The 22,295-nt window shown below is 64.4% G+C and carries 22 protein-coding genes; 12 read left to right on the top strand and 10 right to left on the bottom strand.

The window, feature by feature from the left end:
* The first annotated feature begins 118 nt into the window (after window positions 1–118).
* Both XI02_RS30815 and XI02_RS30810 read left to right on the top strand, forming a co-directional pair.
* Window positions 119–856, top strand: a complete 738-nt coding sequence (locus XI02_RS30815; protein ID WP_172647521.1) for a M81 family metallopeptidase — start codon at window positions 119–121, stop codon at window positions 854–856.
* The gene (locus XI02_RS30810) at window positions 853–1,863 is read left to right on the top strand and encodes a glutathione S-transferase N-terminal domain-containing protein (RefSeq protein ID WP_172647522.1); all 1,011 of its coding nucleotides are present in this window, start codon (window positions 853–855) and stop codon (window positions 1,861–1,863) included. The genes XI02_RS30815 and XI02_RS30810 overlap by 4 nt, the downstream gene beginning before the upstream one ends.
* 40 nt (window positions 1,864–1,903) lie before the next feature.
* Here XI02_RS30810 and XI02_RS30805 read toward each other — a convergent pair whose 3' ends face one another.
* The 5 genes from XI02_RS30805 to XI02_RS30785 all read right to left on the bottom strand — a co-directional run bounded on the left by XI02_RS30805 (window position 1,904) and on the right by XI02_RS30785 (window position 7,874).
* The gene (locus XI02_RS30805; RefSeq protein ID WP_172649127.1) at window positions 1,904–2,533 is read right to left on the bottom strand and encodes a 2-hydroxychromene-2-carboxylate isomerase; all 630 of its coding nucleotides are present in this window, start codon (window positions 2,531–2,533) and stop codon (window positions 1,904–1,906) included.
* A gap of 507 nt (window positions 2,534–3,040) precedes the next feature.
* Entirely contained in the window at window positions 3,041–4,957 is a 1,917-nt protein-coding gene (locus XI02_RS30800) for an NAD(P)/FAD-dependent oxidoreductase (RefSeq protein ID WP_172647523.1), read from the bottom strand.
* A 9-nt stretch (window positions 4,958–4,966) separates the two neighbouring features.
* Window positions 4,967–5,740, bottom strand: coding sequence for an SDR family NAD(P)-dependent oxidoreductase (locus tag XI02_RS30795; RefSeq protein ID WP_194483243.1), 774 nt, complete (start codon window positions 5,738–5,740; stop codon window positions 4,967–4,969).
* Window positions 5,737–6,381 carry a TetR/AcrR family transcriptional regulator gene (locus XI02_RS30790; RefSeq protein WP_172647525.1) on the bottom strand — a complete coding sequence of 215 codons (645 nt, stop codon included), beginning with the start codon at window positions 6,379–6,381 and terminating at the stop codon, window positions 5,737–5,739. Before XI02_RS30790 ends, XI02_RS30795 begins: the two co-directional genes overlap by 4 nt.
* Window positions 6,378–7,874, bottom strand: a complete 1,497-nt coding sequence (locus XI02_RS30785) for an AMP-binding protein (protein WP_172647526.1) — start codon at window positions 7,872–7,874, stop codon at window positions 6,378–6,380. The genes XI02_RS30790 and XI02_RS30785 overlap by 4 nt, the downstream gene beginning before the upstream one ends.
* 172 nt (window positions 7,875–8,046) lie before the next feature.
* Between XI02_RS30785 and XI02_RS30780 the strand changes: the two genes are divergently transcribed.
* The 10 genes from XI02_RS30780 to XI02_RS30735 all read left to right on the top strand — a co-directional run bounded on the left by XI02_RS30780 (window position 8,047) and on the right by XI02_RS30735 (window position 16,991).
* Entirely contained in the window at window positions 8,047–9,306 is a 1,260-nt protein-coding gene (locus tag XI02_RS30780) for an ABC transporter substrate-binding protein (protein WP_172649128.1), read from the top strand.
* A gap of 96 nt (window positions 9,307–9,402) precedes the next feature.
* Window positions 9,403–10,305 carry a branched-chain amino acid ABC transporter permease gene (locus XI02_RS30775; protein WP_038379135.1) on the top strand — a complete coding sequence of 301 codons (903 nt, stop codon included), beginning with the start codon at window positions 9,403–9,405 and terminating at the stop codon, window positions 10,303–10,305.
* Window positions 10,302–11,330, top strand: coding sequence for a branched-chain amino acid ABC transporter permease (locus XI02_RS30770; protein WP_172647527.1), 1,029 nt, complete (start codon window positions 10,302–10,304; stop codon window positions 11,328–11,330). Before XI02_RS30775 ends, XI02_RS30770 begins: the two co-directional genes overlap by 4 nt.
* Window positions 11,327–12,106, top strand: coding sequence for an SDR family NAD(P)-dependent oxidoreductase (locus XI02_RS30765; protein ID WP_069275405.1), 780 nt, complete (start codon window positions 11,327–11,329; stop codon window positions 12,104–12,106). Before XI02_RS30770 ends, XI02_RS30765 begins: the two co-directional genes overlap by 4 nt.
* A gap of 2 nt (window positions 12,107–12,108) precedes the next feature.
* Window positions 12,109–12,867, top strand: a complete 759-nt coding sequence (locus XI02_RS30760) for an ABC transporter ATP-binding protein (RefSeq protein ID WP_172647528.1) — start codon at window positions 12,109–12,111, stop codon at window positions 12,865–12,867.
* Window positions 12,864–13,580 (top strand): ABC transporter ATP-binding protein, encoded by a 717-nt coding sequence (locus XI02_RS30755; protein WP_018272843.1) that lies wholly within the window; start codon window positions 12,864–12,866, stop codon window positions 13,578–13,580. Before XI02_RS30760 ends, XI02_RS30755 begins: the two co-directional genes overlap by 4 nt.
* A gap of 104 nt (window positions 13,581–13,684) precedes the next feature.
* The gene (locus XI02_RS30750; protein ID WP_172647529.1) at window positions 13,685–14,884 is read left to right on the top strand and encodes a CaiB/BaiF CoA-transferase family protein; all 1,200 of its coding nucleotides are present in this window, start codon (window positions 13,685–13,687) and stop codon (window positions 14,882–14,884) included.
* A 16-nt stretch (window positions 14,885–14,900) separates the two neighbouring features.
* The gene (locus XI02_RS30745) at window positions 14,901–15,677 is read left to right on the top strand and encodes an enoyl-CoA hydratase/isomerase family protein (protein ID WP_172647530.1); all 777 of its coding nucleotides are present in this window, start codon (window positions 14,901–14,903) and stop codon (window positions 15,675–15,677) included.
* Window positions 15,678–16,133 carry a MaoC family dehydratase gene (locus tag XI02_RS30740; RefSeq protein ID WP_018272840.1) on the top strand — a complete coding sequence of 152 codons (456 nt, stop codon included), beginning with the start codon at window positions 15,678–15,680 and terminating at the stop codon, window positions 16,131–16,133. It abuts the gene before it with no gap.
* A 3-nt stretch (window positions 16,134–16,136) separates the two neighbouring features.
* Complete coding sequence (locus tag XI02_RS30735; protein WP_038379140.1) at window positions 16,137–16,991, top strand: CoA ester lyase; 855 nt, start codon at window positions 16,137–16,139, stop codon at window positions 16,989–16,991.
* Here the strand turns inward: XI02_RS30735 and XI02_RS30730 are convergent, their stop codons facing one another.
* From XI02_RS30730 to dctP (XI02_RS30710), 5 genes are read right to left on the bottom strand one after another with little or no spacing between them, the layout of a single operon-like run.
* Entirely contained in the window at window positions 16,992–18,221 is a 1,230-nt protein-coding gene (locus XI02_RS30730; protein ID WP_018272838.1) for a CaiB/BaiF CoA-transferase family protein, read from the bottom strand.
* A 5-nt stretch (window positions 18,222–18,226) separates the two neighbouring features.
* On the bottom strand, window positions 18,227–19,261 hold the full coding sequence (dctP, locus tag XI02_RS30725; protein ID WP_018272837.1) for a TRAP transporter substrate-binding protein DctP: 1,035 nt from the start codon (window positions 19,259–19,261) through the stop codon (window positions 18,227–18,229).
* 31 nt (window positions 19,262–19,292) lie between these two features.
* Window positions 19,293–20,582: a TRAP transporter large permease gene (locus XI02_RS30720; RefSeq protein WP_018272836.1), complete on the bottom strand. Its 1,290-nt coding sequence runs from the start codon at window positions 20,580–20,582 to the stop codon at window positions 19,293–19,295.
* On the bottom strand, window positions 20,579–21,127 hold the full coding sequence (locus XI02_RS30715; RefSeq protein WP_018272835.1) for a TRAP transporter small permease: 549 nt from the start codon (window positions 21,125–21,127) through the stop codon (window positions 20,579–20,581). The genes XI02_RS30720 and XI02_RS30715 overlap by 4 nt, the downstream gene beginning before the upstream one ends.
* A 27-nt stretch (window positions 21,128–21,154) precedes the next feature.
* Entirely contained in the window at window positions 21,155–22,183 is a 1,029-nt protein-coding gene (gene dctP / locus XI02_RS30710) for a TRAP transporter substrate-binding protein DctP (protein WP_050999376.1), read from the bottom strand.
* Window positions 22,184–22,295 lie beyond the last annotated feature (112 nt).

The following is a 22,295-nucleotide window of genomic DNA, read 5'->3' as shown; positions in this document are numbered from 1 at the left end:
GCGGCGGCAAGCTGCGCTGCACCTGCGTATTTGCAGGTCTGGCGGGCAAAAACCGAATGCGGATTGGCGCGCCGCGCCTTCAATGCCACAATGCGGAAGACAGCCGAGGCGCACCAAAATGAGCGATCGCAAGATACGTATCGCCGTCCTGCATTTCTCCCACGAAACCGTCTCGTTCCTGCCGAACGAGACCACCCTCGACGACTTCATCTATCCGGGCTCGCCGGCCAAAGGCGAGGCGCTGCTGCAGTTCGATCCCAAGAACTATATGGGCGGCTTCGTGCAGGTGGCACGCGAGTTCTCCGAGGTCGAGCTGGTCCCGCATTATGATGCGCATCTGCAGGGCGAACGCGCAGCGCGCATGCTGGTGCGGGCGATCCGCGGCGACTACAAGCCGGCGCACAGGACGATCAAGGTTCCCGTGATCTCACCCACCGTGCTGCAGTGGACCGGTGCGCGTCCGTGGATGGACCTCGTGCAGCGCGCGCTGGTCTGGGAGGCGCGCGAGGTCGACGTCTACGTCAACACCTTCTTCGGCTTCCCGTTCGCCGACGTTCCCGATGTCGGCATGACCGTGCAGGTCCTGACCAACGACAATCCAAAGCTCGCCGAGCAGGTCGCGCGCGATCTCGCCGGCACGATCTGGCGGCTGCGCGAAGCCTTGCTGGCGATCAAGTCGCGGGTCCATTTCCGGCGCGGCTTCGACGATAATGGCTTTGCCAGGACGATCCTCCTGGTCGAGCCCGAGCAGCCGTTCCTCGGCACGACGCGTCTCGACAAGCTGCCCTACAGGAACGTCGATCTCGCGCGGTTCTATCCGTACGGCGATCCCGCGTTTTTGGAGGCATCGTCATGACGGAGGGACGCTATCGCCTGATCGGCTCGACCGCCTCGCCCTATGCGATCAAGCTGCGCGCGCTGATGCGCTACCGGCGGATTCCGCACGACTGGGTGATCATGACCAAGGCGCTGCGCGAGGCAACCGCGCATCTGAAGCCGATGCTGATCCCGGTGCTGCAATATCCCGACGGCAGCTATCGCGGCGAGACCACGACGCTGGCCTATGATCTGGAAGCGCGGCATCAGGGACGGTCGGTGATCCCGGAAGACAGGGCCATCGCTTTCATCTGCGATCTGCTCGAAGACCTCGCGGACGAATGGGCGGTGAAGCCGTTGTTTCTCTATCGCTGGTGGGATCCGGAAGATCAGGCCTATGTCTCGCGCTGGGCCGGCGAGGAGTGGTCGACGTCGGAGGCCGAGGCCGGCAGCCGCGAGGAGATCGAGGAGTTCCGACAGCGGCAGATTTCGCGCATGGTCATTCTCGGCGCGACCGATGAGAACAGGCCGCTGCTGGAAGAGAGCTACCGGCGGACCCTTGCGGCGTTCGAGCCGCATGTCGGCATGAGGAACTACCTGTTCGGCAGCCGGCCCTCGCTGGCGGATTTTGCCTGGTTCGGCCAGCTCAGCGAGATGGCGACCGATCCGACCCCGATGCGGATCATGCGCGAACGCGCGCCGTTCACCGATCACTGGGTGCGGAGGCTCGATGACGCGTCAGGTGTCGAGGGTGACTGGTATCCTCGTGAACAGGCGCTCGGCGGATTCGCCGAGGCGCTGCTGCGGATCGCCGGTGAGATCTATCTTCCGTTCCTGGCCGCCAATGCGGATGCGTTCGCAAAGGGCCTCGAGCGGCTCGAGATCAATGTCTGGGGACTGCCCTACGCGCTGGCGCCGTTCAAATATCAGGTCAAATGCCTGCAGCAGCTGCGCGAAAAGTTTGCCGCGCTCGATGCCGGCGAACGTGCGGCGTTGAAACCGGTGCTGGAACGCACCGGCTGCTGGGCCATCCTGGTTGGAGGCTGATCGATCGGGGACGACAATCGGGGTTCAAAACAGCGTGAGCTTAGGTCCGGTGCCGGCTCCCAAGCGCGATCGCGATCGTCTCCGGCTGCTTGATCCGCTCGATCAGCATGTCGATGCGGTCGCCGCCCCAGAACAGCTCGCCGTTGAACACCATGCTGGGCACGCCGAACACGCCGAGCGCTTCAGCCTCGTCGATAATGCGATTATGTTCGGCGCGGGCAGGGCCGCGAACATAGGCCTCGAAGGCGTCGGCGGAACCACCGACCGCGGTGATCACCCCCGCTATCTCCGCGAGTTCGTCGATCTCCAGCTCGTGGTTCCAGAATTTCCGGAACACCGTGTCGTGATAGCGCCGGAACAGCCCGTGGCGCTGCGCGAACAGCATGCCGGCGCTGGCGTAGAAGGCGTCATAGATCCGGCGCGGGCCCTTCATGGTCAGTCCCTGCGCGTTGGCGAACCGGCGCGCATCCATGTAGGCGTAGCGCACCTTGCGCCAGAAGTGCGGCGTGCGCTCCTCGACCGTGCCCATGAATTCGGGAATGCGCAGCGTATAGGGCAGCCATTCCAGCTCGACGCCGTATGTCTCCTCGAGTTCGAACAGCCGCTTGTTGGCGACATAGGCATAGGGAGACTTGTAGTCGGTGTAGATTCGAACCCGCGGCTTTTCCATCATCGTTCCTCACCTCGTCGGGATAATTGTTCCCGATCCCGCGCGGTGGCGCAATGCGGTGTGACGAAGGGGAAATCGCGGGCAAACGAACGGGCCCCGGTGCAGTCAAGCATCGCGGGGCCCTGCTACTTCGTTTTAGCGAAGGATCTCTGGTATCGACCAGTGGTGTTTCGGGACCTAAAAGCGCGTGGCCTTTGCGCTCCTGTCCTGCGGATATGTTCAGATTGTCGGCAGTGCACGCGGCTAGCAGCTGCTGTTCGCCTCAACGTGCACCGAGTCCTTGCCGCTGAGCAAGGTCGCTGGCTTGCGCCGGTGGCGTCATGCTCCTCTCCAAGAGGTGGGCCGACGGACATCTGTCCGCTTCTGCTGCCTGGCGGCCGATCCCATAATCGTCCGTCAATTCCTGCGACGCGAGGAGCGAGCGCTCCAGCACCCCAACAGGTGCAGTCAGCGAAATGCTGCGGCAGTTATGGCGATCTGTCAAGTTAACGAGCGGGGTAATTCAGGTCAGGAGTCCTGTCGGGACTTTCGATATTGGGTGAAATCCGGATCGTGCGTCATCTTCCAGTAGTCGACGAACCGCCACGGCATCGCCGAGAACACGCGGCCGCTTCTGTTCCGGTAATAGGTCGTCATGCCCGGATGCGTCCAGATCAGTTGCTCATGCTCGGCGTCGACGTCGCGGATATACGCGTCATGCGCGTCGGGATGCACGTCGATCGCGGCGATGTCGTTCTCGATCATCTCGACAAGGCAGGCGGAGATGTAGCGGCTCTGGCATTCCGACTGGAAGATCACGCTGCCGCCATGCGCAGGCCCCGAATTGGGCCCGAGCATCAGAAAGAGATTGGGGAAATCAGGCACGGTGAGGCCGAGATAGGCGGTCGGATTGTCGTCGCGCCACGCCTGCTTGAGGTTCTTGCCGTCACGTCCGGTGATGTTGAGCCGCGCCGCCATCTCGGAGACCTTGAAGCCGGTCGAGATCACGATGACGTCGTGCTGCCGCGATGTGCCGTCGGCGGTGACGATTCCATCCGCAGCGAAATGGTCGATCTTGTCGGTGACCAGCTCGACATTCGGTTTGGTCAGCGTCTTGAACCAGTTGTTGTCGAGCAGGATGCGCTTGCCGTAGGGCGGATAGGTCGGCATGCATTTCTCGATCAGGTCGGGGCGATCCTTCAGCTCGGAGAGAATGAAGTCGGCCAGTTCCTGGCGATGCCGGTCGTTGCCCTTGTTGACGGCGCGGTCCGGATGCGGCCAGGCCGGATCCTTGCGCAGGAACGGCAGCAATCCGTCGCCGTAACGCCAGAACATGTTGAAGCGATACCACTGCACATAGAACGGCAGATGCGCGAGCAGCCACTGCGCACCTTCGGTGATCGGATCGGAATAACCCTTCACCGGCCGCGCCCACTGCGCGGTGCGCTGGTAGACGGTGACCGAGGCGACGCGGTCGGCGATCGACGGCACCAGCTGCATCGCGGTCGCGCCGGTGCCGATCACAGCGACATGCCTGCCGTCGAGCTTGATGTCGTCGGACCACAGCGCCGAATGAACCTTCAGACCGGTGAAGTCCTCATCTCCCTCAAAGCGGGCAGGCAAGGGATCGTTGAGCTGGCCGATCGCGCTGACCAGCGCGGTGGATTCAAAGGTTTCTTCGCCGCGGGCGGTCCTCAGCGTCGAGATCCAGCGCCGTTTGCCTTCGTCCCAGCGCGAGGCGATGAGCTCCGTGCTAAGGCGGACGTGTTTGCGGATATCGTATTCGCGCACGACCTTGAGCAGATAGTCGAGCAGCTCCTGGCGCTGCGCGAAATAGCGGGTCCACGGATTGCGGGCGCCGAACGAAAAGGAATAGGAGTGGTTCGGCGTATCGACGCCGCAGCCGGGATAGCGGTTGACGTACCAGGTGCCGCCGATCTCGTCCTGCTTCTCGACGATCGTATAGGGAATGCCGAGCCGGCCGAGCGCAACGCCAAGCGCGATCGCGCAGACCCCGGCGCCGACGATCAGCACATGCTGCTGCGCCAGCTTCTCGCCAGAAGGGCGCTCGCGCCAGCGCGCGTCGCGCGGAACGAAGCCCATCTCCTCCCGCATCAGCGGGGCATATTCCGGCGCGACTTTCTCGCCGAGCGTCGCGCGCATCATCCGCAGCATCAGCTCATCGCCGGGATCGGTGATGACGGGCTTGGGCGTGCCACGCGCGAACAGGTTCAGGACGGCCGCGCGAATCTCGTCCCGGATCTCCTTCGGGACGCCGGCGTCGGGATCCGGGATCAGGCGGACGTCGCGCTTCGGCTTGTAGGGCGGTTCGAGCCATTTCTCGTCGCCGGTCATGTGCACCAGCACCATCAGCAGCACGCGGATGTCGCCCTCGGCGATGGCGGAGGACAGATCGAGGTGTTTGCGCGGAAGCTCGATATTCATGCGTTGTCCTCAGCTGCGTGGGGCTTCCGGCAGGCCGCCATAGGCGGCCCAGGTGGTGCCTGCGATGTAGCCGGCATCGACCGGCAGGTTGATGCCGGTGACGCCGCTGCTCTGCGGCGAGAGCAGCCAGGCGATCGCCTGCGCCACTTCGATCGGCTCGACCAGCCGGTTCATCGCGGTCGGCCGCGCCAGCAGATCCTTATTCAGCGCGCCCGATGCGATGCCGGCTTCAAGCGCGGCCGTGCGGGTGAAGCCGGGCGATACCGCGTTGACGCGGACGCCGGAACGTCCCCATTCGGCGGCGAGCGTCTGCGTGATCTGGATGACGCCGGCCTTTGCCGCTGTATAGGCGTGGATCGGGCCCGACGTCATGCCGGCCACCGAGGCGACGTTGACGATCGCGCCATGCCGCCGCTGTGCCATTCCGATACCGACGCTGCGCGCGACCAGGAAGGTGCCGCGCAGGTCGATATTGACCTCGCGGTCCCATTGCTCCATCCGCACCCGTTCGATCGTGTGCATCTTGCCGAACACGCCGGCGGCGTTGACGAGGCCGCTGATCGGACCATGCGCCTTCTCGATATCGGCAATGCCCGCGACAACGGCGCTCTCGCTGGCGACGTCGAACGGCGCCGGCCACAGGATGGCGGTCGTTCCAACCAGCGGCTCGGGCGCGATGTCGACGATGACGACGCGCCGACCCTGATCGGCGAGCAGCGTTGCGGTCGCCGCGCCAATGCCGCGGCTGCCGCCGGTGACGAGGATGGTGCCCTCAGCGCTCATGATTTTCTTCCCTTGTCGCTGGTGGCGAACAGGCCGCGGGTGACCAGCTTTTGATAGGCCGTGATCACATAATCGGGCACCGCGGTGACGCCGCGTTCGGAATAGGAGTAGCGGCGGCTGAGATAACCGCGCGCGCCCATCAGCACCTGGACGATGGCCTCGAATTCCTCGTCGCTGAAGGTGTTGGTCGCACCCGCTGCCCGCGCGCGTTGCAGGATCCGCACATAGGCACTGGAGATGTTGTCAAAATGCTTCTGGTAGCCGATCGGCGCGAAGAATTCGGCCTCGTTGAGGATGCGCAGGAATTCCGGCACCTCGCGGATGAAATCGAAGAAGGCGCTGAAGCGCTCGACCTCCTGCCGGGCCTCGCTCGCGGTGCCGGTGCGCGCATGGATGAAGCGGACCATGTCGAGGCCGATCTTCGGCAGCAGCTGGTCGAGCAGCTCCTGGCGGTTCTCGAAATGATTGTAGAAGGTGCCCTGCGCGACGCCGGCGGCCTCGGTGATGCGCGCGACCGAGGCTTCGGCATAGCCGTATTTGCCGACGACCTTGGTCGCGGCGTCGAAGATCTTCTGCTTGGTCCAGGCGTTGCGCTCGACCCGGTTGAGCTTTGTCACTTTGGCGGATGTCGCTTGCGTCATGCGGTGGCCTCGAGTTCGGCGCGGAGCACGCGTTTGAGCACCTTGCCGGATGGATTGCGCGGCAGGCTGTCGCGGATGACGAGCTGCCGCGGCACTTTGAAGCCGGCGAGCCGTGTCCGGCAGTGGTCGGTGAGACCGGGCAGGTCGAGCTTGGCGTTGTCGGCGAGCACCACGATCGCGACCGGCTTCTCGCCCCAGCGCACGTCCGGCAGGCCGATCACCGCGACCTCGCGTACTTCAGGCATTTCGTAGATGACGCGCTCGACCTCAGAGGAGGCGATGTTCTCGCCGCCGGAGATGATCATGTCCTTCTTGCGATCGGTCAGATAGAGGAAGCCGTCGTCGTCGAGATAGCCAACATCGCCGGTGCGGAACCAGTCGCCGATGAACGCGGATGCGGTCTTCTCCGGATCCTTCCAGTAGCCCTGCGTGACCTTCGGGCCGCGCAGGCATATCTCGCCGTTCTGGCCGGCCGGCAGGCGCTTGCCGGCATCGTCGCGGATCTCGATCTCGACATGGGCGATGGCGCGGCCGGTCGAGCCGATCTTCTCGATCTCGCGGCCCGCGTCCATGAAGGTATCGCCGCCGCAGCTTTCGGTGAGGCCGTAGGCATCGATGTAGCGCGCGTTCTTGAAATAATCCGAGAAGGCGCGGATGCGGAGCTCCGGCGTCTTCTCGCCGCCACCGATCGCCCATTGCAGGCTGGAGACGTCGTAGCGCTCGCGGTTCGGGCAGGTGAGGAGCGCCGTGGTCATGACCGGCGCGAACCATGCTGCGTTGAGTTTCTCCCGCTCGATCGCGGCGAGTGCGGGCTCAGGCTCGAAGGTGCGGTGAATGCACAGCATGCCGCCATGCCAGAGCACCGCGATGCCGGGCAGGTCGAGCGCGCCGACGTGATAGAGCGGGCCGACGACGAGCAGCCGCGTGTCCGCGTTGAGCCCGAGCACCAGGGTCTGGTCGGCGGACTTCCAGTAGATGTTCTCGTAAGTGAGCATCACCCCCTTGGGACGATCCGTCGTGCCCGAGGTGTACATCAGCCGCATCAGGTCGCGCGGCTGGCGCACATGGATCGGCGCCGGCGCGATGTCGGGCGCAAGGTTGGTGACGCTGGACTGCGCGACCTCATCGAGCAGCACGACCGGCGCGCCGCCGGCGGCGATCGCGGCAAATTCCTCGTCGGTGACCAAGAGGCGCGCGCCGGAATTGCCGACGATGTAGCCGACCTCGTCGGCCGAGAGGCGATAGTTGATCGGCAGGAACACCGCGCCGATATGGCTCGTCGCGAACACCAGCTCGAGAAAGGCCGTGCTGTTCTTCATCAGCACGGCGACGACATCGCCGGGCGTGATCCCGCGCGCCGCGAGCCAGCCGCCGACCTGCCGGATCCGCAGATCAAAGTCGGCGTAGGAGACGTCCTCGCCGCGATATTTCAGCGCACAGCGGTCCGGAGTCCGCCGGGCATGAAATGCGATGAAGCTGGAAAGGTTGATCATTTGCCGCTGGCGGGGCCGATTCCGGCGCCGTTCCCTCCCTAGATGAATTATGAGTCGTAATTCATCTTTGGCTTGACGTCACCCCCCTTGCTCTGAAAACATTGTGGCCATGGAGACGAAACGATCTCCGGCAGGAATTTTGGGGAACGCGAACCCGACAGGGAGGGGAATGATGAAGAGGACCCGGAAACCGGGCATCACCCGGCGCTCGACGCTTGCGCTGATGGGCGCCGGTGCGGTGAGCTTTGCCGCGCCATGGATGGCGCGCGCACAGGCCAAGACGATCAAGATCGGCATGCCGACCATTCTGTCGGGCCGCGTCGCGCAGCTCGGGACGTCCTCGCGCAACGCGGTGCTGCTGGAGGTCGAGAAGGTCAATGCCGCCGGCGGCCTTGCCGGACGGCAGATCGAAATGGTGATCCGCGACTCCAAGGGACAGCCGCAGGAAGCCGCGCGCATCGCGCGCGAGCTCGTCAACACCGACGGCTGCGAGATGCTGCTTGACGGCGAAGCGTCCTCGGGATCGTTCGCGGTTCACGAAGTGGCGCGCGATCTCGGCGTGCTCTGCATCCACACCTGCTCGGAAGCGTCATCGCTGACCGCTGATCCCAAGCAGCACATCCCGAACGCCTTCCGCTGCGTGCGGCAGGGCATTCATGACTCGATCGTCGGCGCCAGCTACGCGGCAGGGATCGCCAAGGCCAAGGGCCTGAAGAAATGGGCGACCTGTTCGCCCGACTACGCCTATGGCCGCGACACCACCGGCGAGTTCGTGCTGTACCTGAAGAAGTTCGCGCCCGACGTCGAGATCATCAGCGAGTCCTGGCCAAAGCTGTTCCAACCCGACTACACCGAGGTGGTGACGAAGATCCTGCAGGCCAAGCCGCAGGCGCTCTATTCCTGCCTGTGGGGCGGCGATCTCACCTCCTACATCGATCAGGCCAACATCTACGCGATGTTTACCCAGATGGAGGTGTTCGCGGTCAACATGGCCGACTACACCGCGCTCACGGTGGTGAAGAACCTGCCCAAGGGCATCCACTCCGGCGACCGCTACATCAAGACATTCCCGCCGACGCCCGAAAATGCCGCCTGGGGCGACGCCTATAAGGCCAAGTACAACGAGTATCCGACCAACTGGTCGTGGCAGAACGCCACGGCGGTCATGTTCCTCAACGAGGCCGTCAAGAAGGCGAACTCCACCGACGGCAAGAAGGTCGCGGAGGCGCTCACCGGCCTCACCATCAAGTGCCCGTTCGGCGCCGACGGCACCGTCACCATGCGCGCCGACGACCACACGCTGGTCGGTTATGCCATCGGCTGGGGCACTACGATTCCGCAGGAGCCCTACGTTCCCGATGTGAAGGCCGGAGACTGGAAGACCATCTTCGAGCTCGAAGCCGAGTGGAAGAAGAGCAAGGGCTACACCTGACCCGCGTGTGCGGCGGAGGGCAGCCTGCTGCCTCCGCCTCGCATCTGATGTTTGTCGCGCGCCGACGTTGCGGCCCGCCGTGATGGATGATTTTCCGTGGACCTCGACGCGCTCGCCAGTTGCCTCGCCAGCCCTGCCTGCCTGGTGACGCAAACCACCAGCGGCCTGATTATCGGCATGCTGCTGTTCCTTGTCGCCGTTGGGCTGACGCTGATCTTCGGCGTGCTCAAGGTGGTCAATTTCAGCCACGGCGCCTTCTATATGTTCGGCGCCTATTTCGCGATGACGGCCTATCAGCTCACCGGCAGCTTCGCGCTGGCGATGCTGAGCGGCGCCGTCGGCACCGCGATCCTCGGTTTGATCTTCGAGCGCGTGTTCATGAGCCGGGTCTACGGCCGCGACGTTTTGATGCAGCTTTTGGTGTGCTACGCCTTCGTGCTGATCTTCGACGATGTCGTCCGCATGATCTGGGGGCCTGAATTCAGGTCGATGGGCATGCCGGCCGCGTTCCAGGTGCCGCCGCTGTTCATCGCCGGCGGCGTGGTGCCGCCATATTATCTGCTCTTGATCGGGGTGGCGCTCGCCGCAGCCGTTGTTCTCGGTCTGGGGCTGGCGCGCTCCACGATCGGCAAGGTGATCCGTGCGGCCGCGCATAATCCCGGCATGGTCTCGGCGCTCGGTATCAATACCGGGTTGATCTATGGCGGCGTATTCGCGCTCGGCGGCATGCTGGCGGGACTGGCGGGAGCGCTCGCCGCGCCGGTGCGCTCGCTGACGCCAGGCATGGGGTTCTCGGTGCTGATCGAGTCCTTCATCGTCACAGTGATCGGCGGCATGGGCTCGATCCTCGGCGCGTTGATCGGCGCGCTTTTGATCGGCCTGATCCGCTCGTTCGGATCGCTCGGCTTCCCGCTGTTCACCGAGGGCTTGATGTATCTGTTCATGGTGATCGTGCTGGTGTCGCGTCCGACCGGGCTGTTCGGCAGGGAGGTCGCATGACCGAGTTGCAGGCCGGGCAGGGCACGCAGCCCCTCGATGTTACCCGGATCGATGCCAGGCCGCAGCGTTACCGCGATGTGCTGATCGCGCTCGTGGCCTTTGTGCTGCTCGCGCTGCTGCCGTTCATCTTCGGCAGCAAGCAGCTGCTCGACTTCGTGATCCGCTGCGCCGCCTACGGATTGTTCGCGACGTCGCTCAACCTTCTGGTCGGCTACACCGGGCTGATCTCGTTCGGCCACGGCATGTTCTTCGGCCTCGGTGCCTATGGTTTCGGGCTGATGATGCAGAAGACCGGCGTGCCGATCCCGGTGGCCTTCGTCGCCACGCTGGCGATGACCCTGGTCGTCGCCGTCGTGATCGGCGCGATTTGCGTGCGGCTGAAGGAAATCTACTTTGCCTTCGTCACGCTGGCATTCCAGATGCTGATCCATTCGACCATCCTGTCGTGGCAGTCGCTGACCGGCGGCGACCAGGGCCTGCGCGGCGGGATTCCGCGGCCGCCGTTTCTCGGCATCGATCTGTCGAACCATCTGCATCTCTACATCACGAGCTGCGCCCTGCTGGTGATCGGCCTGCTGCTCATGCGCCAGATCGCGCAATCACCGTTCGGCTACACCCTGCGGATGATCCGCGACAACGCCACGCGAGCGAGCTTCATCGGCATCGATGTCTGGCGCGCCAAGCTGACGATCTTCGTGCTCGCCGCGCTGTTCGCGGCGACCGGCGGCATCATCATGGCGCTGTTCGTCTCCGGCGCCTATCCCGAATTTGCCTATTGGACGATCTCGGGCGAGGGCATCTTCATCAACATGCTCGGCGGCGTGACAACCTTCCTCGGACCGATGGTCGGCACGGTGCTGCTGCTGATCCTCAACGATACCGTTACCCGCCTGACCGAGTATCACGGCATCGTGCTCGGCATCGTGATCCTGTTCTTTGCCATCGGCCTGCGAAAGGGCCTGATGGACTTTGTCGTCGAATGGTTCGCGCAGCGTCGCGGAGAAGCCGGGGAGCGCGCGCCATGAGTGCACAGACGCGGATCAGCGTCGTTACCGGTGGCGCCAGCGGCATCGGCGCGGCTTGCGTTCGCGAACTCGCAGCGGCCGGCGATCTCGTCGCCGTTCTCGACCGCGATCTCGCCAAGGCGCAGACGGTTGCGGCGGAAGTCGGTGGCAAGGCCTTTGCGGCCGACGTGGCGGACGAGCGCAGCGTCGAGGCCTGTGCGGCCGCGATCGAGCGCGACTGCGGCCCGGTCGCGGTGCTGGTCAACAGCGCCGGCATCATCCAGGTGCCGGTCCGGCCGCACGATCTGCCGATGACCTCCTGGGACGACGTCGTGCGCGTCGACCAGCGCGGCACCTATGTCGCCTGCGTTGCCTTTGCGCGGCAGATGATCGCGCGCAAGCGCGGCAGCATCGTCAACATCGCCTCGATTGCCGGCATGCGCTCGATGCCGCTGCATGCCTATGCGCCCGCCAAGGCGGCGGTGATCGCCATCACCGAATGCCTCGCGGCCGAATGGGGGCCGTCCGGCATCCGCGTCAATGCGGTGTCCCCTGGCTATACGCTGACGCCGGCGCTGAAGAATGCTATCGATCGCGGAGAGCGGGATGTCTCGGCGCTGGCTGCCAATGCAGCACTTCGGCGCCTCGTCGATCCCTCGGAGATCGGCCGCGTCGTCGCATTTCTGGCGTCCGACGCGGCCTCGGCGATGACCGGCGCCAACGTGCCGGTCGATTGCGGCTGGCTTGCCGGCACATCGTGGAGCACCTATGGCGGTCTGCGGGAGGCGAGCGGCTAGCCATGCTGGAGATTCGCGGACTCTCGAAATCCTTTGGCGGCGTCAAGGCGACCGACAACGTCTCGCTCGACTTTGCCGACGGTTCGCTCACCGCCGTGATCGGCCCAAACGGCGCCGGCAAGAGCACGTTCTTCAATCTGATCACGGGCGCGCTGCAACCCGATGCCGGGCAGATTTTGCTCAACGGCGTCGACATGGCGGGCAAGGCCCCGCCGGACATCGTGCGCCATGGCATCGGCCGCGCCTTCCAGGTCGCGAGCATCTTCCCGTCGCTGACGGTCGAGGAGACCATGCTAGCTGCTGTTTGCGCCGATCAGCGACGCGCCGGCGTGATGCATCGCCGGTTTCCGCTGGCCGAGACGCGCGACCGCGCCGAGCATGCGATGGAGCTGCTCGGCCTCGCCGGCAAGCGCAACCGGACCGCGGCGACGCTGTCGCACGGCGACCAGAAGCTGCTCGACATTGCGCTCGCGCTGGTGCTCGAGCCCAAGGTGCTGCTGCTCGACGAACCGACCGCGGGCATGGGTACCGAGGAGCGCTGGCGCATGATCGACAAGGTGCGTGAGCTCTGGGAGAAGCAGAAGATCACCGTCGTGTTCATCGAGCACGACATGGACATCGTATTCAAGATTGCGCCTCGGATCGTCGTACTGTGCTACGGCCGCATCCTGGCGACCGGGACGCCGGACGCGATCCGCAGGAATGACGCCGTGATCGAAGCCTATCTCGGCAGCGACGACCACGCGGGAGCGGTGGCATGAGCGCGCAGCCGGTGGTGCAGGTCGAAGATCTCGACGTCTATTATGGCACCAGCCAGATTCTGTTCGGCGTCGGCCTGTCGGTGCGGCAGGGCGAAACCATGGCGTTGCTGGGCCGCAACGGCGCCGGCAAGTCGACCACCATGAAGGCCATCATGGGGCTGGCGCCGGCGCGCCGCGGCAAGGTGACCCTGCGCGGCCGGGTGGTCTCAGGAATGCGGCCGCATCACATCGCGCGCGCCGGGCTCGGCTTCGTGCCGGAAGACCGTCAGATCTTTCCCGAGCACACGGTCGAGGACAATCTCGTCATCGGCCAGAAGAAGGGGCCTGATGGCGAGGACGAGTGGTCGATCCGCCGCGTCTATGACGTGTTCCCGCTGCTCGAGCCGCTGCGGCACCGGATCGCCGGCAGGCTGTCCGGCGGCGAGCAGCAGATGCTGGCGATCGCCCGCACGCTGATGGGCAATCCGGTGCTGCTGCTGCTGGACGAGCCGAGCGAGGGGCTCGCGCCGATCATCGTGCAGCGCATCGGCGAACTGCTGCGGCAGCTCCGCGGCACCGGTGCCACAGTATTGATCGCCGAGCAGAACATGCATTTTTGCCTTGGCCTTGCGAGCCACGCGACGGTTATCGACAAGGGACAGATCGTCTACACATCTGCCATCGAAGAGCTGAAGGCCAACGATAACATCCGGCAGCGCTATCTGGCGCTGTAGGGCATGATCGGGGAAAAGCGCGGAGCGGTTTTCCCCCGCGACAAAAGCGCAGCGTTTGCGCGGGGATCATACCCAAAGGACAGGGCACTTCGACAGGAGGACAAATGGCGGGCAAGCTGACGCCGACGCATGAAGCGCCGTATCGCGGGCTGAAGGTACTCGATCTCGGGCAGGGGATTGCCTCGCCCTATTGCGCGATGCTGCTCGGTGTCTACGGCGCCGACGTCATCAAGGTCGAGCCGCCGGAGGGCGACTGGTCGCGCTATCTCGGCACGACCTACGGCAACCACACGACGCTGTCGGCGGTCTACAACCGCGGCAAGCGCAGCCTGTGCCTCGACATGAAGCACAAGGACGGGATCGCGATCGCGCAGCGGCTGGCGCGCGAGGCCGACGTCCTCATCGAAGGATTTCGCCCTGGTGTCGCAGAGCGGCTCGGGCTCGGCTATGAGAGCCTGTCGCGCGACAATCCCGGCCTGGTCTATCTGTCGGTCAGCGGCTTCGGGCAGAGCGGCCCGTACGCCAAGCGGCCCGGCTCGGATTCGGTCGCGCAGGCGTTCTCGGGGCTGGTCTCGGTCAATCTCGGCGCCGATGGCGTGCCGCATCGGGTCGGTACCACGATTTCCGACGTCGTCACCGGCGTCTATGCGTTCCAGGCCATCGCCACGACGCTGTTCGCGCGTGCGACCGTCGGCACCGGCCGCTGGATCGACGTCAATCTCTGCCAGTCGACGTCGGCGCTGCTCGGCCACAAGGTGGCGGAGTTCATCCTCGAGGGCGGCGCGCCGCGCGCGCTGAACGTTCCGGCTGGCACCTACCAGACCCAGGACGGCTGGATGATGGTCACCCTGGTGAACGAGCCGCAATACAAGCGGCTGTGCGGTGCGATCGGGCGTGAGGATCTCGCCGGCGATCCGCGTTTTGCCGACTTCGCCCGGCGCGCCGATGCGGCCGACGCGCTGATCCCGCAATTGCGCGAGGTGTTCTTGACCCACGCGACGGATGCCTGGCTGACCCGGCTGCATGCGGCCGATATCATCGCCGAGCGGATCCTCAATCCCGGCGAATGGCTGCGCAACGTCCATGTCGAGGCGACCAGGGCGTCGGTGTGCCAGGACACACCCGGCGTCGGCGCGGTCTACACGCCACGCACGCCGGGGATCGCGAGCCTGTCCGAGGATCACCTTTGCCCCGCGCCTGACGTCGGACAGGATAGCCGCGCCGTGCTGACGGAAGCCGGCTTCGGTTCCGCCGAGATCGACGGCCTGCTGCTGTCGGGCGCGGTGCGGCAGGCCAAGAGCTAACGGGAGGCAACACATCATGAGCACCGACCTCGTTCGTTACTCGGTCACCGACCAGATTGCGGAGATCGTGCTGGATCGCGCGCCGGTCAACGCACTCAGCATTCCCCTGATCGACGCGCTGCTGGCGGCGCTGGCGAAAGCGCGCGATGACGACGCGGTGCGCGCCGTCATCATCAGCAGCGCCCATAAGGTGTTTTGCGCCGGCCTCGATCTCGACATCGTCAGGGGCAAGCCCGCGATCGAGACCAAGACATTCCTGGAGCGGCTGTATTTCGCGCTGAACGATACGCAGTACCGCATGGGCAAGCCGACGATTGCGGCGATCGATGGCGCGGTGCGCGCCGGCGGCATGACGATCGCGATCTCCTGCGACATGATCGTCGCGGGCGACGGCTCGACCTTCGGCTATCCCGAGATCGATGTCGGCCTGATCCCGGCGATCCATTTCGTGCAGTTGCCGCGGCTGGTCGGAAAGCACCAGGCATTCGGCCCGCTGTTCCTTGGCGAGCCCTTCGATGCCGCGACCGCCTTTCGCATGGGCCTGCTCAGCGAGGTGGTGCCGAAGGGCACCGCGCTCGCGCGGGCTCGCGAGATCGCACGCAAGCTCGCGGCGAAATCGCCGATCGTGATGAAGATCGGACGCGACGCCTTCATGCGCGCGGTCGATGCCGATTTCCGCCGCTCGGTGGAAAACACGGCGGAAAGCTTTGTTGTGGTCGCATCGACGGAAGACTGCCAGGAAGGGATCAATGCGTTCGTCGAGAAGCGGACGCCCAACTACAAGGGACGGTAAATGGCTGGATTGTATTTCGAGGAGTTCGAGGTCGGGCAAGAATTCCACCACGAGTTCAGCCGGACCGTGACCGAGATGGACAACACCATGTTCAGCCTCCTGACCATGAACCCGCAGCCGTTGCATATCGACGCGCATTTCTCCGAGAAGACCGAGTTCGGCCAGCGGCTGTTCAACAGCCTCTATACGCTCGGCATCATGATCGGCATGAGCGTGTACGACACGACGCTGGGAACGACCGTCGGCAATCTCGGCATGACCGACGTCAAGTTCCCCAAGCCGGTGTTCCATGGCGACACGCTGAAGGCGCACACCAGGATCATCGGCAAGCGCGCCAGCAAGTCGCGGCCGACCCAGGGCATCGTCGAGTTCGAGCACACCATGACCAACCAGCGCGGCGAGGTGGTGGCGAGCTGCCGCCGCACCGGCCTGATGCACTGCAAGCCGAAGGCGTAAGCGATGCGATCGTTCCTGTTCGTTCCCGGCGACAGCACCCGGAAGTATGAAAGCGCGAAGAAGACTGCGGCCGACGCGCTGATCCTCGACCTCGAGGATTCCATCGCGCCGGACCAGAAGGTCGTCGCGCGCGGCATCACCCGCCAGATGCTCGATGCGCGCAATCCGGAGCAGAAGCTCTATATCCGCGTCAACGCGCTCGACACCGACCTGACGCTCGGCGATCTCGCCGCCGTGATGCCCGGCAAACCCGATGGCATCGTGCTGCCGAAATGCGCCGGCGCCGCCGACGTCAACAGGCTCGCGCTCTATCTCGACGCATTCGAGGCGGCCTCGGATATCGCGCAGGGCACCACGCGGATCGTGACGGTCGCGACCGAGACGGCGCGGGCGGTGCTGAAAATCCTCGATTTCGAGAACATGAGCCCGCGGCTGTGGGGCATGATGTGGGGCGCGGAGGATCTCGCTGCCTCGCTCGGGGCAACGCGCAACCGCAGCGATGGCCGCTATCACTCGCCCTTCATCCTGGCGCGCGATCTCTGCCTGATCGGCGCGGCCGCCGCCGGCGTGGTCGCGATCGACACCATCGCGACCGACATCAACGATCTCGATGCCTTGAAGGCCGAGGCGATCGCCGCGCGGCAGGATGGCTTCCTCGCCAAGGCTGTGATCCACCCAAAGCATGTCGACGTCGTCAACGCGGCCTTCATGCCGACGGATGAAGAAATCGCATGGTCGGAGCGGGTGATCGCCGCGTTCGCCAATAACCCATCGGGGGTCGCCAAGATGGACGGCAAGATGCTGGACAAGCCGCATCTGCGCGCCGCCGAGAAGATCCTGGCGTCGCACAGGAAATAGTCAGCGGTCGGGCTCGATCAGCGCGCCCTTCGCAAGGAGCGCGGCAATCTCCGCCTCCGCAAGTCCTGCTTCACGGAGAATCTCACTGCCATGCTCGCCAAGCCGCGGCGGACAGGTCCGGATCGACGGCGGCGTCCGGCTCCAGGTCGCGGCCGGTCCGGCGACCCGCAGCGTGCCCTCGGTCGGATGCTCCAGTGACTGGATCAGCCCGACCTGAGCCAGATGCGGATCGTCGATCAGGCGATCGAGGTCATGCAACGGCGCATGCGGAATGTCGGCCTCTTCGAAGAAGCGCATCCATTCGGCGGTGCCGCGGGTCTTCATCATCTGCGAGAACCAGTCGTAGACGAAATCGTAGTTCCGGGTTCGGGCGGAAATGCTGTTCAGCCGAGGATCGCGATCGGCTTCGTTCGCAAGGCCGATCTTGGCGAAGAAGGCGTTCCACTGCTTGTCCGAATAGACCAGCGCGCAGATGTAGCCGTCGCTGGTCTGATAGGGGCGGCGGTCCGGCGACAGCAGCCGGGAGTAGCCGGGCGGTCCGATCGGCGGCTCGAAGCTGCGGCCGGCCATGTGATCGCCGAGCACGAACTGGGCCATGGTCTCGAACATCGGGATCTCGATCGCCTGGCCTTCGCCGGTGCGCTCGCGATGGAATAACGCTGCGAGGACGGCGTGGACGGCATTGAGACCGACGATGCGGTCGGCCATCGTCGCCGGAGAGTAGCGCGGCTCGCCGGTGATCCTACCGGTCAGCGCGGGCAGGGCCGTCAGCCCTTGGATCAGGTCGTCATAGGCGGGCCGGCCGGCATACGGCCCGGTTTCGCCGAATCCATGCAAGCTGGCGTAGACGAGCCGCGGGTTCGTGGTGAGGAGGTCGTCGGCGCCGAGTTTCAACCGTGCCATCGCCGCGGGGCGGACGTTGTGGACGAACACGTCGGCGGCTGCGGCGAGCCGCAGTAGCGCCGCGCGGCCGCTCGGCTTCTTCAGGTTGAGCACGATCGAGCGCTTGTTGCGGTTACCCTGCAGGTACATTGCGCCCATCGCTGGGTGGCGCATCGGGGCCGCATGGCGCATGACATCGCCGTCCGGGCTCTCGACCTTAATCACGTCGGCGCCGTAGTCGCCGAGGATCATGGTCGCGTACGGTCCCATCATCACGCTGGTGAGGTCGACGATCCTGACGCCGGCGAGCGGGCCAGCCGGCGCGGATGGCGCGTCTTTCGTTGGCACCCTGCTCAATGGCTGGCGGCCAGCGCTTCGGTGAAGGCCTTGAAGACGTCGGTGCCGGGCTTGCCGCGTTTGTCGACGTCCTTCACCCAATCCTGCGCCACCGACTTGAAGGCGGTGTCGAATACCTTCTTGTCATCGTCGCTGAAGTTGATGACCTTCATGCCCTGCGACTTGATCTTGTCGGTCGCGGCCTTCTCGCCGTCCTCGAATCGCTTGCAGGCCTCGCGCGTGGTCCGTTCGCCGGCCTCGACCAGCGCCTTGCGCACGTTCTCGGGCAGCGACTTGAATTTCAGCTCGCCGATCGAATAGGTGAAGATCGCGGTACCGAAGTTCAGCCCCTCGGTGCCCGACTTCAAGATCTTGCCGAAGTCGTAGGATGCCGAGCTTTGATAGGAGAAGATCAGCCCGTCGAGCGTGCCACGGGTCAGCGATTCATAGATTTCGGGAGCGGCCATCCGCACCGGCACGCCGCCGATCGAACGCATCATCAGATCCATCGCGCCGCCGGTGGTGCGGATCTTCAGACCTTCGAGGTCCTTTGCCGTCTTCACCTCGCGGCCGGTTGCGAGCTGGATCTGGTAAGCCGGCAGCGCCAGCGTCACCAGCGGCCGAAGCTGGTTGGGCACGAATTCCTTGGTCTCCAGGATGCCGCCATTGTGCGAGATCTTGTAGAAGGCGAGCGAGCCCCGGCATTCGCTGTCGAAGATGCCGGGCAACTCGGCAGCCGCTGTCAGCGGAAACTTGTCCGAAGAGTAGGACGGTACGATGTAGGAGATGTCGGCGACACCGAGCGCGGTGAGCTGGGCCATGTCCTTGGCCTTGCCGAGCTGCTCCGCCGGGAAGTGCTGGAACGTGACCTGGCCGTTGGTCAGCTTGGTGACGAGCTCGGAGAACGGCTTGCCGACGAGCTCATGGATCACGTGGCCGGAGGGCAGACTGTCCGCAAGGCGAAGGGTGATCTTCTCCTGGGCGCTGCCGGATCCGGCCGTGGCCGCGAACAACGCCGCGGCGAGCGCGAGCGACCTCGTTGGAGCGGACATCACATTTCTCTCCCTCTATTCGTTGCTTTTCTCAGTAGCCCATTTTCATAGGCAGCCAGAGGATAATCGTCGGCCAGATCACGAGAATTGCGATCGCGATCAGATGGGCGACGAAATGCGGAAATACGCCGTGGAAGACCTCCGCCACAGGGCGCCCGGAATAGCGCGCGACCACGAAGCAATTGAGACCCACAGGAGGAGTGATCATGCCGACCTCGGCGGTCACGATCTTGATGACGCCGAACCACAGCGGATCGTAGCCAAGGGACTTGATCAGCGGCAGCACGATCGGAACGGTCAACACCAGGATGGCGATCTGGTCCATGAACGAGCCGAGCACGATGTAGCCGCAGAGAATGATTGTCAGGATCAGCCACGGAGGCACCGGCAGGCTGCCCACCCAGCTCACAAGATTCTGCGTCACCTGCGTCAGCGTGAAGAAATATCCGAAGATCGAAGCGCCGAACAGGATCATGGCGATCATGCAGGTGCCGTGAGCCGAACGGAGCAATGCGCTGCGCAGAGTCTTGCGGTTGATCCTGCCCTTCCAGCAGGCGAGCGCGAACGCGCCAAACGCGCCGAGCGCGGATGCCTCGGTCGGTGTGGCGACGCCGGTATAGATGACGCCGGTGACCATGCCGAACAACAGCAGCATCGGCCCCACGACGCGCATCATGCGAAGCTTTTCCGCAAGCGATACGGAAGGAGCCGACGGAGCACGACTAGGGTCCTGCCAGGCCAGGAACCAGACGGTGGCCATGATAGTGAAGGTGACGAGTATCCCGGGGATCACGCCGCCGATCAACAGCGCGCCGATATTTACCTCCGCGAGCAGGCCGTAGATCACCAGCGCCACAGATGGCGGGATCAGCATCGCGAGGGTGCCGGAAATCGCGACGACGCCCGCTGCCATTCTCGGTTCATAGCCCTGCTTCAGCATTGCCGGCAGGCTTGTGGCGGAAAGCGTGGCGGCGGACGCAGTGCTTGTGCCGCAGATCGCGCCGAAGCCGGCGCCGGCCAGCGCCGTCGCCATGCCGAGACCGCCCGGAATTCGTCCGACCCAAGCCGCAGTCGCCTTGAACAGGTCGTCGGCGATTCCGCTTACGAGCACGAATTCCGCCATCAGCAGGAACATCGGGATGGTGATCAACTCGTAAGAGGTGACGGCCGAGAGCGGCGCGGTCTGCAAAATTCCCGTGAGGATCGGCATGCCGCCGATCATGTACAGGCCGAGCACGCCGGATCCCGCCATCGCAAAGCCGACTGGGGTGCCGATCGCAAGCAGACTGAACAGTACCAGCATCACCAGGAGAAGCGTCATTCGAATGTCTCTCCGGCGGCATGCGAGGCGGGCAGTGCGATCACGCTGCGTCCGGTCGCGAGCGAAATCGCGTGTGCGACGAGGTGCAGCACGAGGCGGATCGTGATCAGCCCGGCGCCGAACGGCACCAGTCCGATCGACGGCCACATCGGCCACGGGATCGCGCCGGCCATCACGTCAGCGGACTCGAAGCTGTCGACGGCACGCAGGAAGCCGAGATAGGCGATCAGCGAGAATATGGCGATGCCGACAATGCAGGTCACGATTTCCGAGATGCGGATCATCGCCGGCGAGAATTTCTGCTGCAGGATATCGACGCTGACATGGGCACGGCTGGCGTAGGCTTCCGACAGCACGAGAAAGAAGATGCCAGCCATCAGATAGAGCGAGATCAGGTCATAGGCCCACGAGAATGGCTTGTTGAAGGCGTAACGCATGATGACGTCGCCAAACACGATCATCATGATCGTGAACATGAACGTCGCGGCAATCGTCGAGGCGATCTTCTCGATGGCACCGAGCGCCCTTAACAATCCGTCGATCAAGAGTCTTGCCCCCGTGGCTTTGTGTGTTCACTTTGCCGGAATGGCAGCGACCGCGGCGTCGAATTCCTTGAGCGCGTCGCTGCCGTGCTTGCCGCGTGCATCGAGCCCGTCGGCCCAGGCCTTGCTCACGCCCTTCGTCAGATCCTTGAGCTTTGCGACGACGTCGGACTGCAGGGTGTCGAAGCGGACGCCCGCGGTCTCCATCGACCTCATGGTCTCGCTGTCCTGCTTTTGCACTTCCTTGCAGGCTGATGGCAGGATCTCCTCGGCGACGTCGACCATGGCCTTCTGGATCGCGGGCGACAGTTTCTTCCAGGCGTTCTCGCTGATCGAATATGCGACCACGAAGCTTGCGAAGCCGAAGCCTTCGGTGGAATGGTTGACGAGCTTGTCGGCGCCGTAGGCGACGACGCTCTCGAGCGGAAACAGCAGGCCGTCCATCGTGCCACGCGACAGCGACTCATAAGCGTCGGGCGCCGCCATGCGCACCGGCACTGCACCGATGGCGCGCAGGGTGAGGTCCTGCGCGCCGCCGGTCGATCGCAGCTTCAGTCCATTGATATCGGCAACATCCTTCACCGGCTGCTTCACGGTCAGGATGCGATACGGCGGCAGGCTCACCGCGAGCAGCAGGCGGATGCCGTTTGCGGTATAATCCTGCTGTGCAATCACGCCGCTGCGCGCGGATTTCCAATACGCCAGCGTGCCTTGGCAGGAATGCTCGAACGCGCCGGGCAGCATCGCGACTTCGGAGACCGGCATCTTGTCGGACACGTAGGCGGGCGCGACATAGCCGATATCGGCGACGCCAGTTTGCGTCAGCTTGAGCATGTCAGCGGCCTTGCCGAGTTGCTGGGCCGGATAATGCTCGAACGTCACCGCGTTGTTGGTGCGCTTCTGGACCTCGGCCATCCAGGGCTCGAGCACGAGGCGGACGAGATAGTGGCCTTTCGGAAAGGAGTCGGCGACCCGCAGCTTGATCGGGTCCGCCGCCGCAAGATTGACCGATGCGATGAGGAAGCCGTAACCGGCCAGCGCCTGCCAAAGCCCGCCCATATGTCCTGCCCCTGAGTAACCTTGTTGTTTTGAGCAGCTGGGCACAAACGAATTTGCCCGTCAAGCAGGGCTCGGCTGAGCGTGCTTGATGAGACAACCAAAGAGCGCGAGA

Origin of the sequence: Bradyrhizobium sp. CCBAU 21365 (assembly GCF_015291305.1) — a bacterium.
Taxonomy (GTDB): Bacteria; Pseudomonadota; Alphaproteobacteria; order Rhizobiales; family Xanthobacteraceae; genus Bradyrhizobium; species Bradyrhizobium elkanii.
This window is presented reverse-complemented; position numbering and strand designations above follow the sequence as displayed.

Excerpts from the sequence above, each read along its gene's own strand:
- XI02_RS30815 (WP_172647521.1), top strand. The coding sequence starts at position 119 with ATGAGCGATCGCAAGATACGTATCGCCGTCCTGCATTTCTCCCACGAA.
- XI02_RS30810 (WP_172647522.1), top strand. The coding sequence starts at position 853 with ATGACGGAGGGACGCTATCGCCTGATCGGCTCGACCGCCTCGCCCTAT.
- XI02_RS30805 (WP_172649127.1), bottom strand. The coding sequence starts at position 2,533 with ATGGAAAAGCCGCGGGTTCGAATCTACACCGACTACAAGTCTCCCTAT.
- XI02_RS30800 (WP_172647523.1), bottom strand. The coding sequence starts at position 4,957 with ATGAATATCGAGCTTCCGCGCAAACACCTCGATCTGTCCTCCGCCATC.
- XI02_RS30795 (WP_194483243.1), bottom strand. The coding sequence starts at position 5,740 with ATGAGCGCTGAGGGCACCATCCTCGTCACCGGCGGCAGCCGCGGCATT.
- XI02_RS30790 (WP_172647525.1), bottom strand. The coding sequence starts at position 6,381 with ATGACGCAAGCGACATCCGCCAAAGTGACAAAGCTCAACCGGGTCGAG.
- XI02_RS30785 (WP_172647526.1), bottom strand. The coding sequence starts at position 7,874 with ATGATCAACCTTTCCAGCTTCATCGCATTTCATGCCCGGCGGACTCCG.
- XI02_RS30780 (WP_172649128.1), top strand. The coding sequence starts at position 8,047 with ATGAAGAGGACCCGGAAACCGGGCATCACCCGGCGCTCGACGCTTGCG.
- XI02_RS30770 (WP_172647527.1), top strand. The coding sequence starts at position 10,302 with ATGACCGAGTTGCAGGCCGGGCAGGGCACGCAGCCCCTCGATGTTACC.
- XI02_RS30765 (WP_069275405.1), top strand. The coding sequence starts at position 11,327 with ATGAGTGCACAGACGCGGATCAGCGTCGTTACCGGTGGCGCCAGCGGC.
- XI02_RS30760 (WP_172647528.1), top strand. The coding sequence starts at position 12,109 with ATGCTGGAGATTCGCGGACTCTCGAAATCCTTTGGCGGCGTCAAGGCG.
- XI02_RS30755 (WP_018272843.1), top strand. The coding sequence starts at position 12,864 with ATGAGCGCGCAGCCGGTGGTGCAGGTCGAAGATCTCGACGTCTATTAT.
- XI02_RS30750 (WP_172647529.1), top strand. The coding sequence starts at position 13,685 with ATGGCGGGCAAGCTGACGCCGACGCATGAAGCGCCGTATCGCGGGCTG.
- XI02_RS30745 (WP_172647530.1), top strand. The coding sequence starts at position 14,901 with ATGAGCACCGACCTCGTTCGTTACTCGGTCACCGACCAGATTGCGGAG.
- XI02_RS30740 (WP_018272840.1), top strand. The coding sequence starts at position 15,678 with ATGGCTGGATTGTATTTCGAGGAGTTCGAGGTCGGGCAAGAATTCCAC.
- XI02_RS30735 (WP_038379140.1), top strand. The coding sequence starts at position 16,137 with ATGCGATCGTTCCTGTTCGTTCCCGGCGACAGCACCCGGAAGTATGAA.
- dctP (WP_018272837.1), bottom strand. The coding sequence starts at position 19,261 with ATGTCCGCTCCAACGAGGTCGCTCGCGCTCGCCGCGGCGTTGTTCGCG.
- XI02_RS30720 (WP_018272836.1), bottom strand. The coding sequence starts at position 20,582 with ATGACGCTTCTCCTGGTGATGCTGGTACTGTTCAGTCTGCTTGCGATC.
- dctP (WP_050999376.1), bottom strand. The coding sequence starts at position 22,183 with ATGGGCGGGCTTTGGCAGGCGCTGGCCGGTTACGGCTTCCTCATCGCA.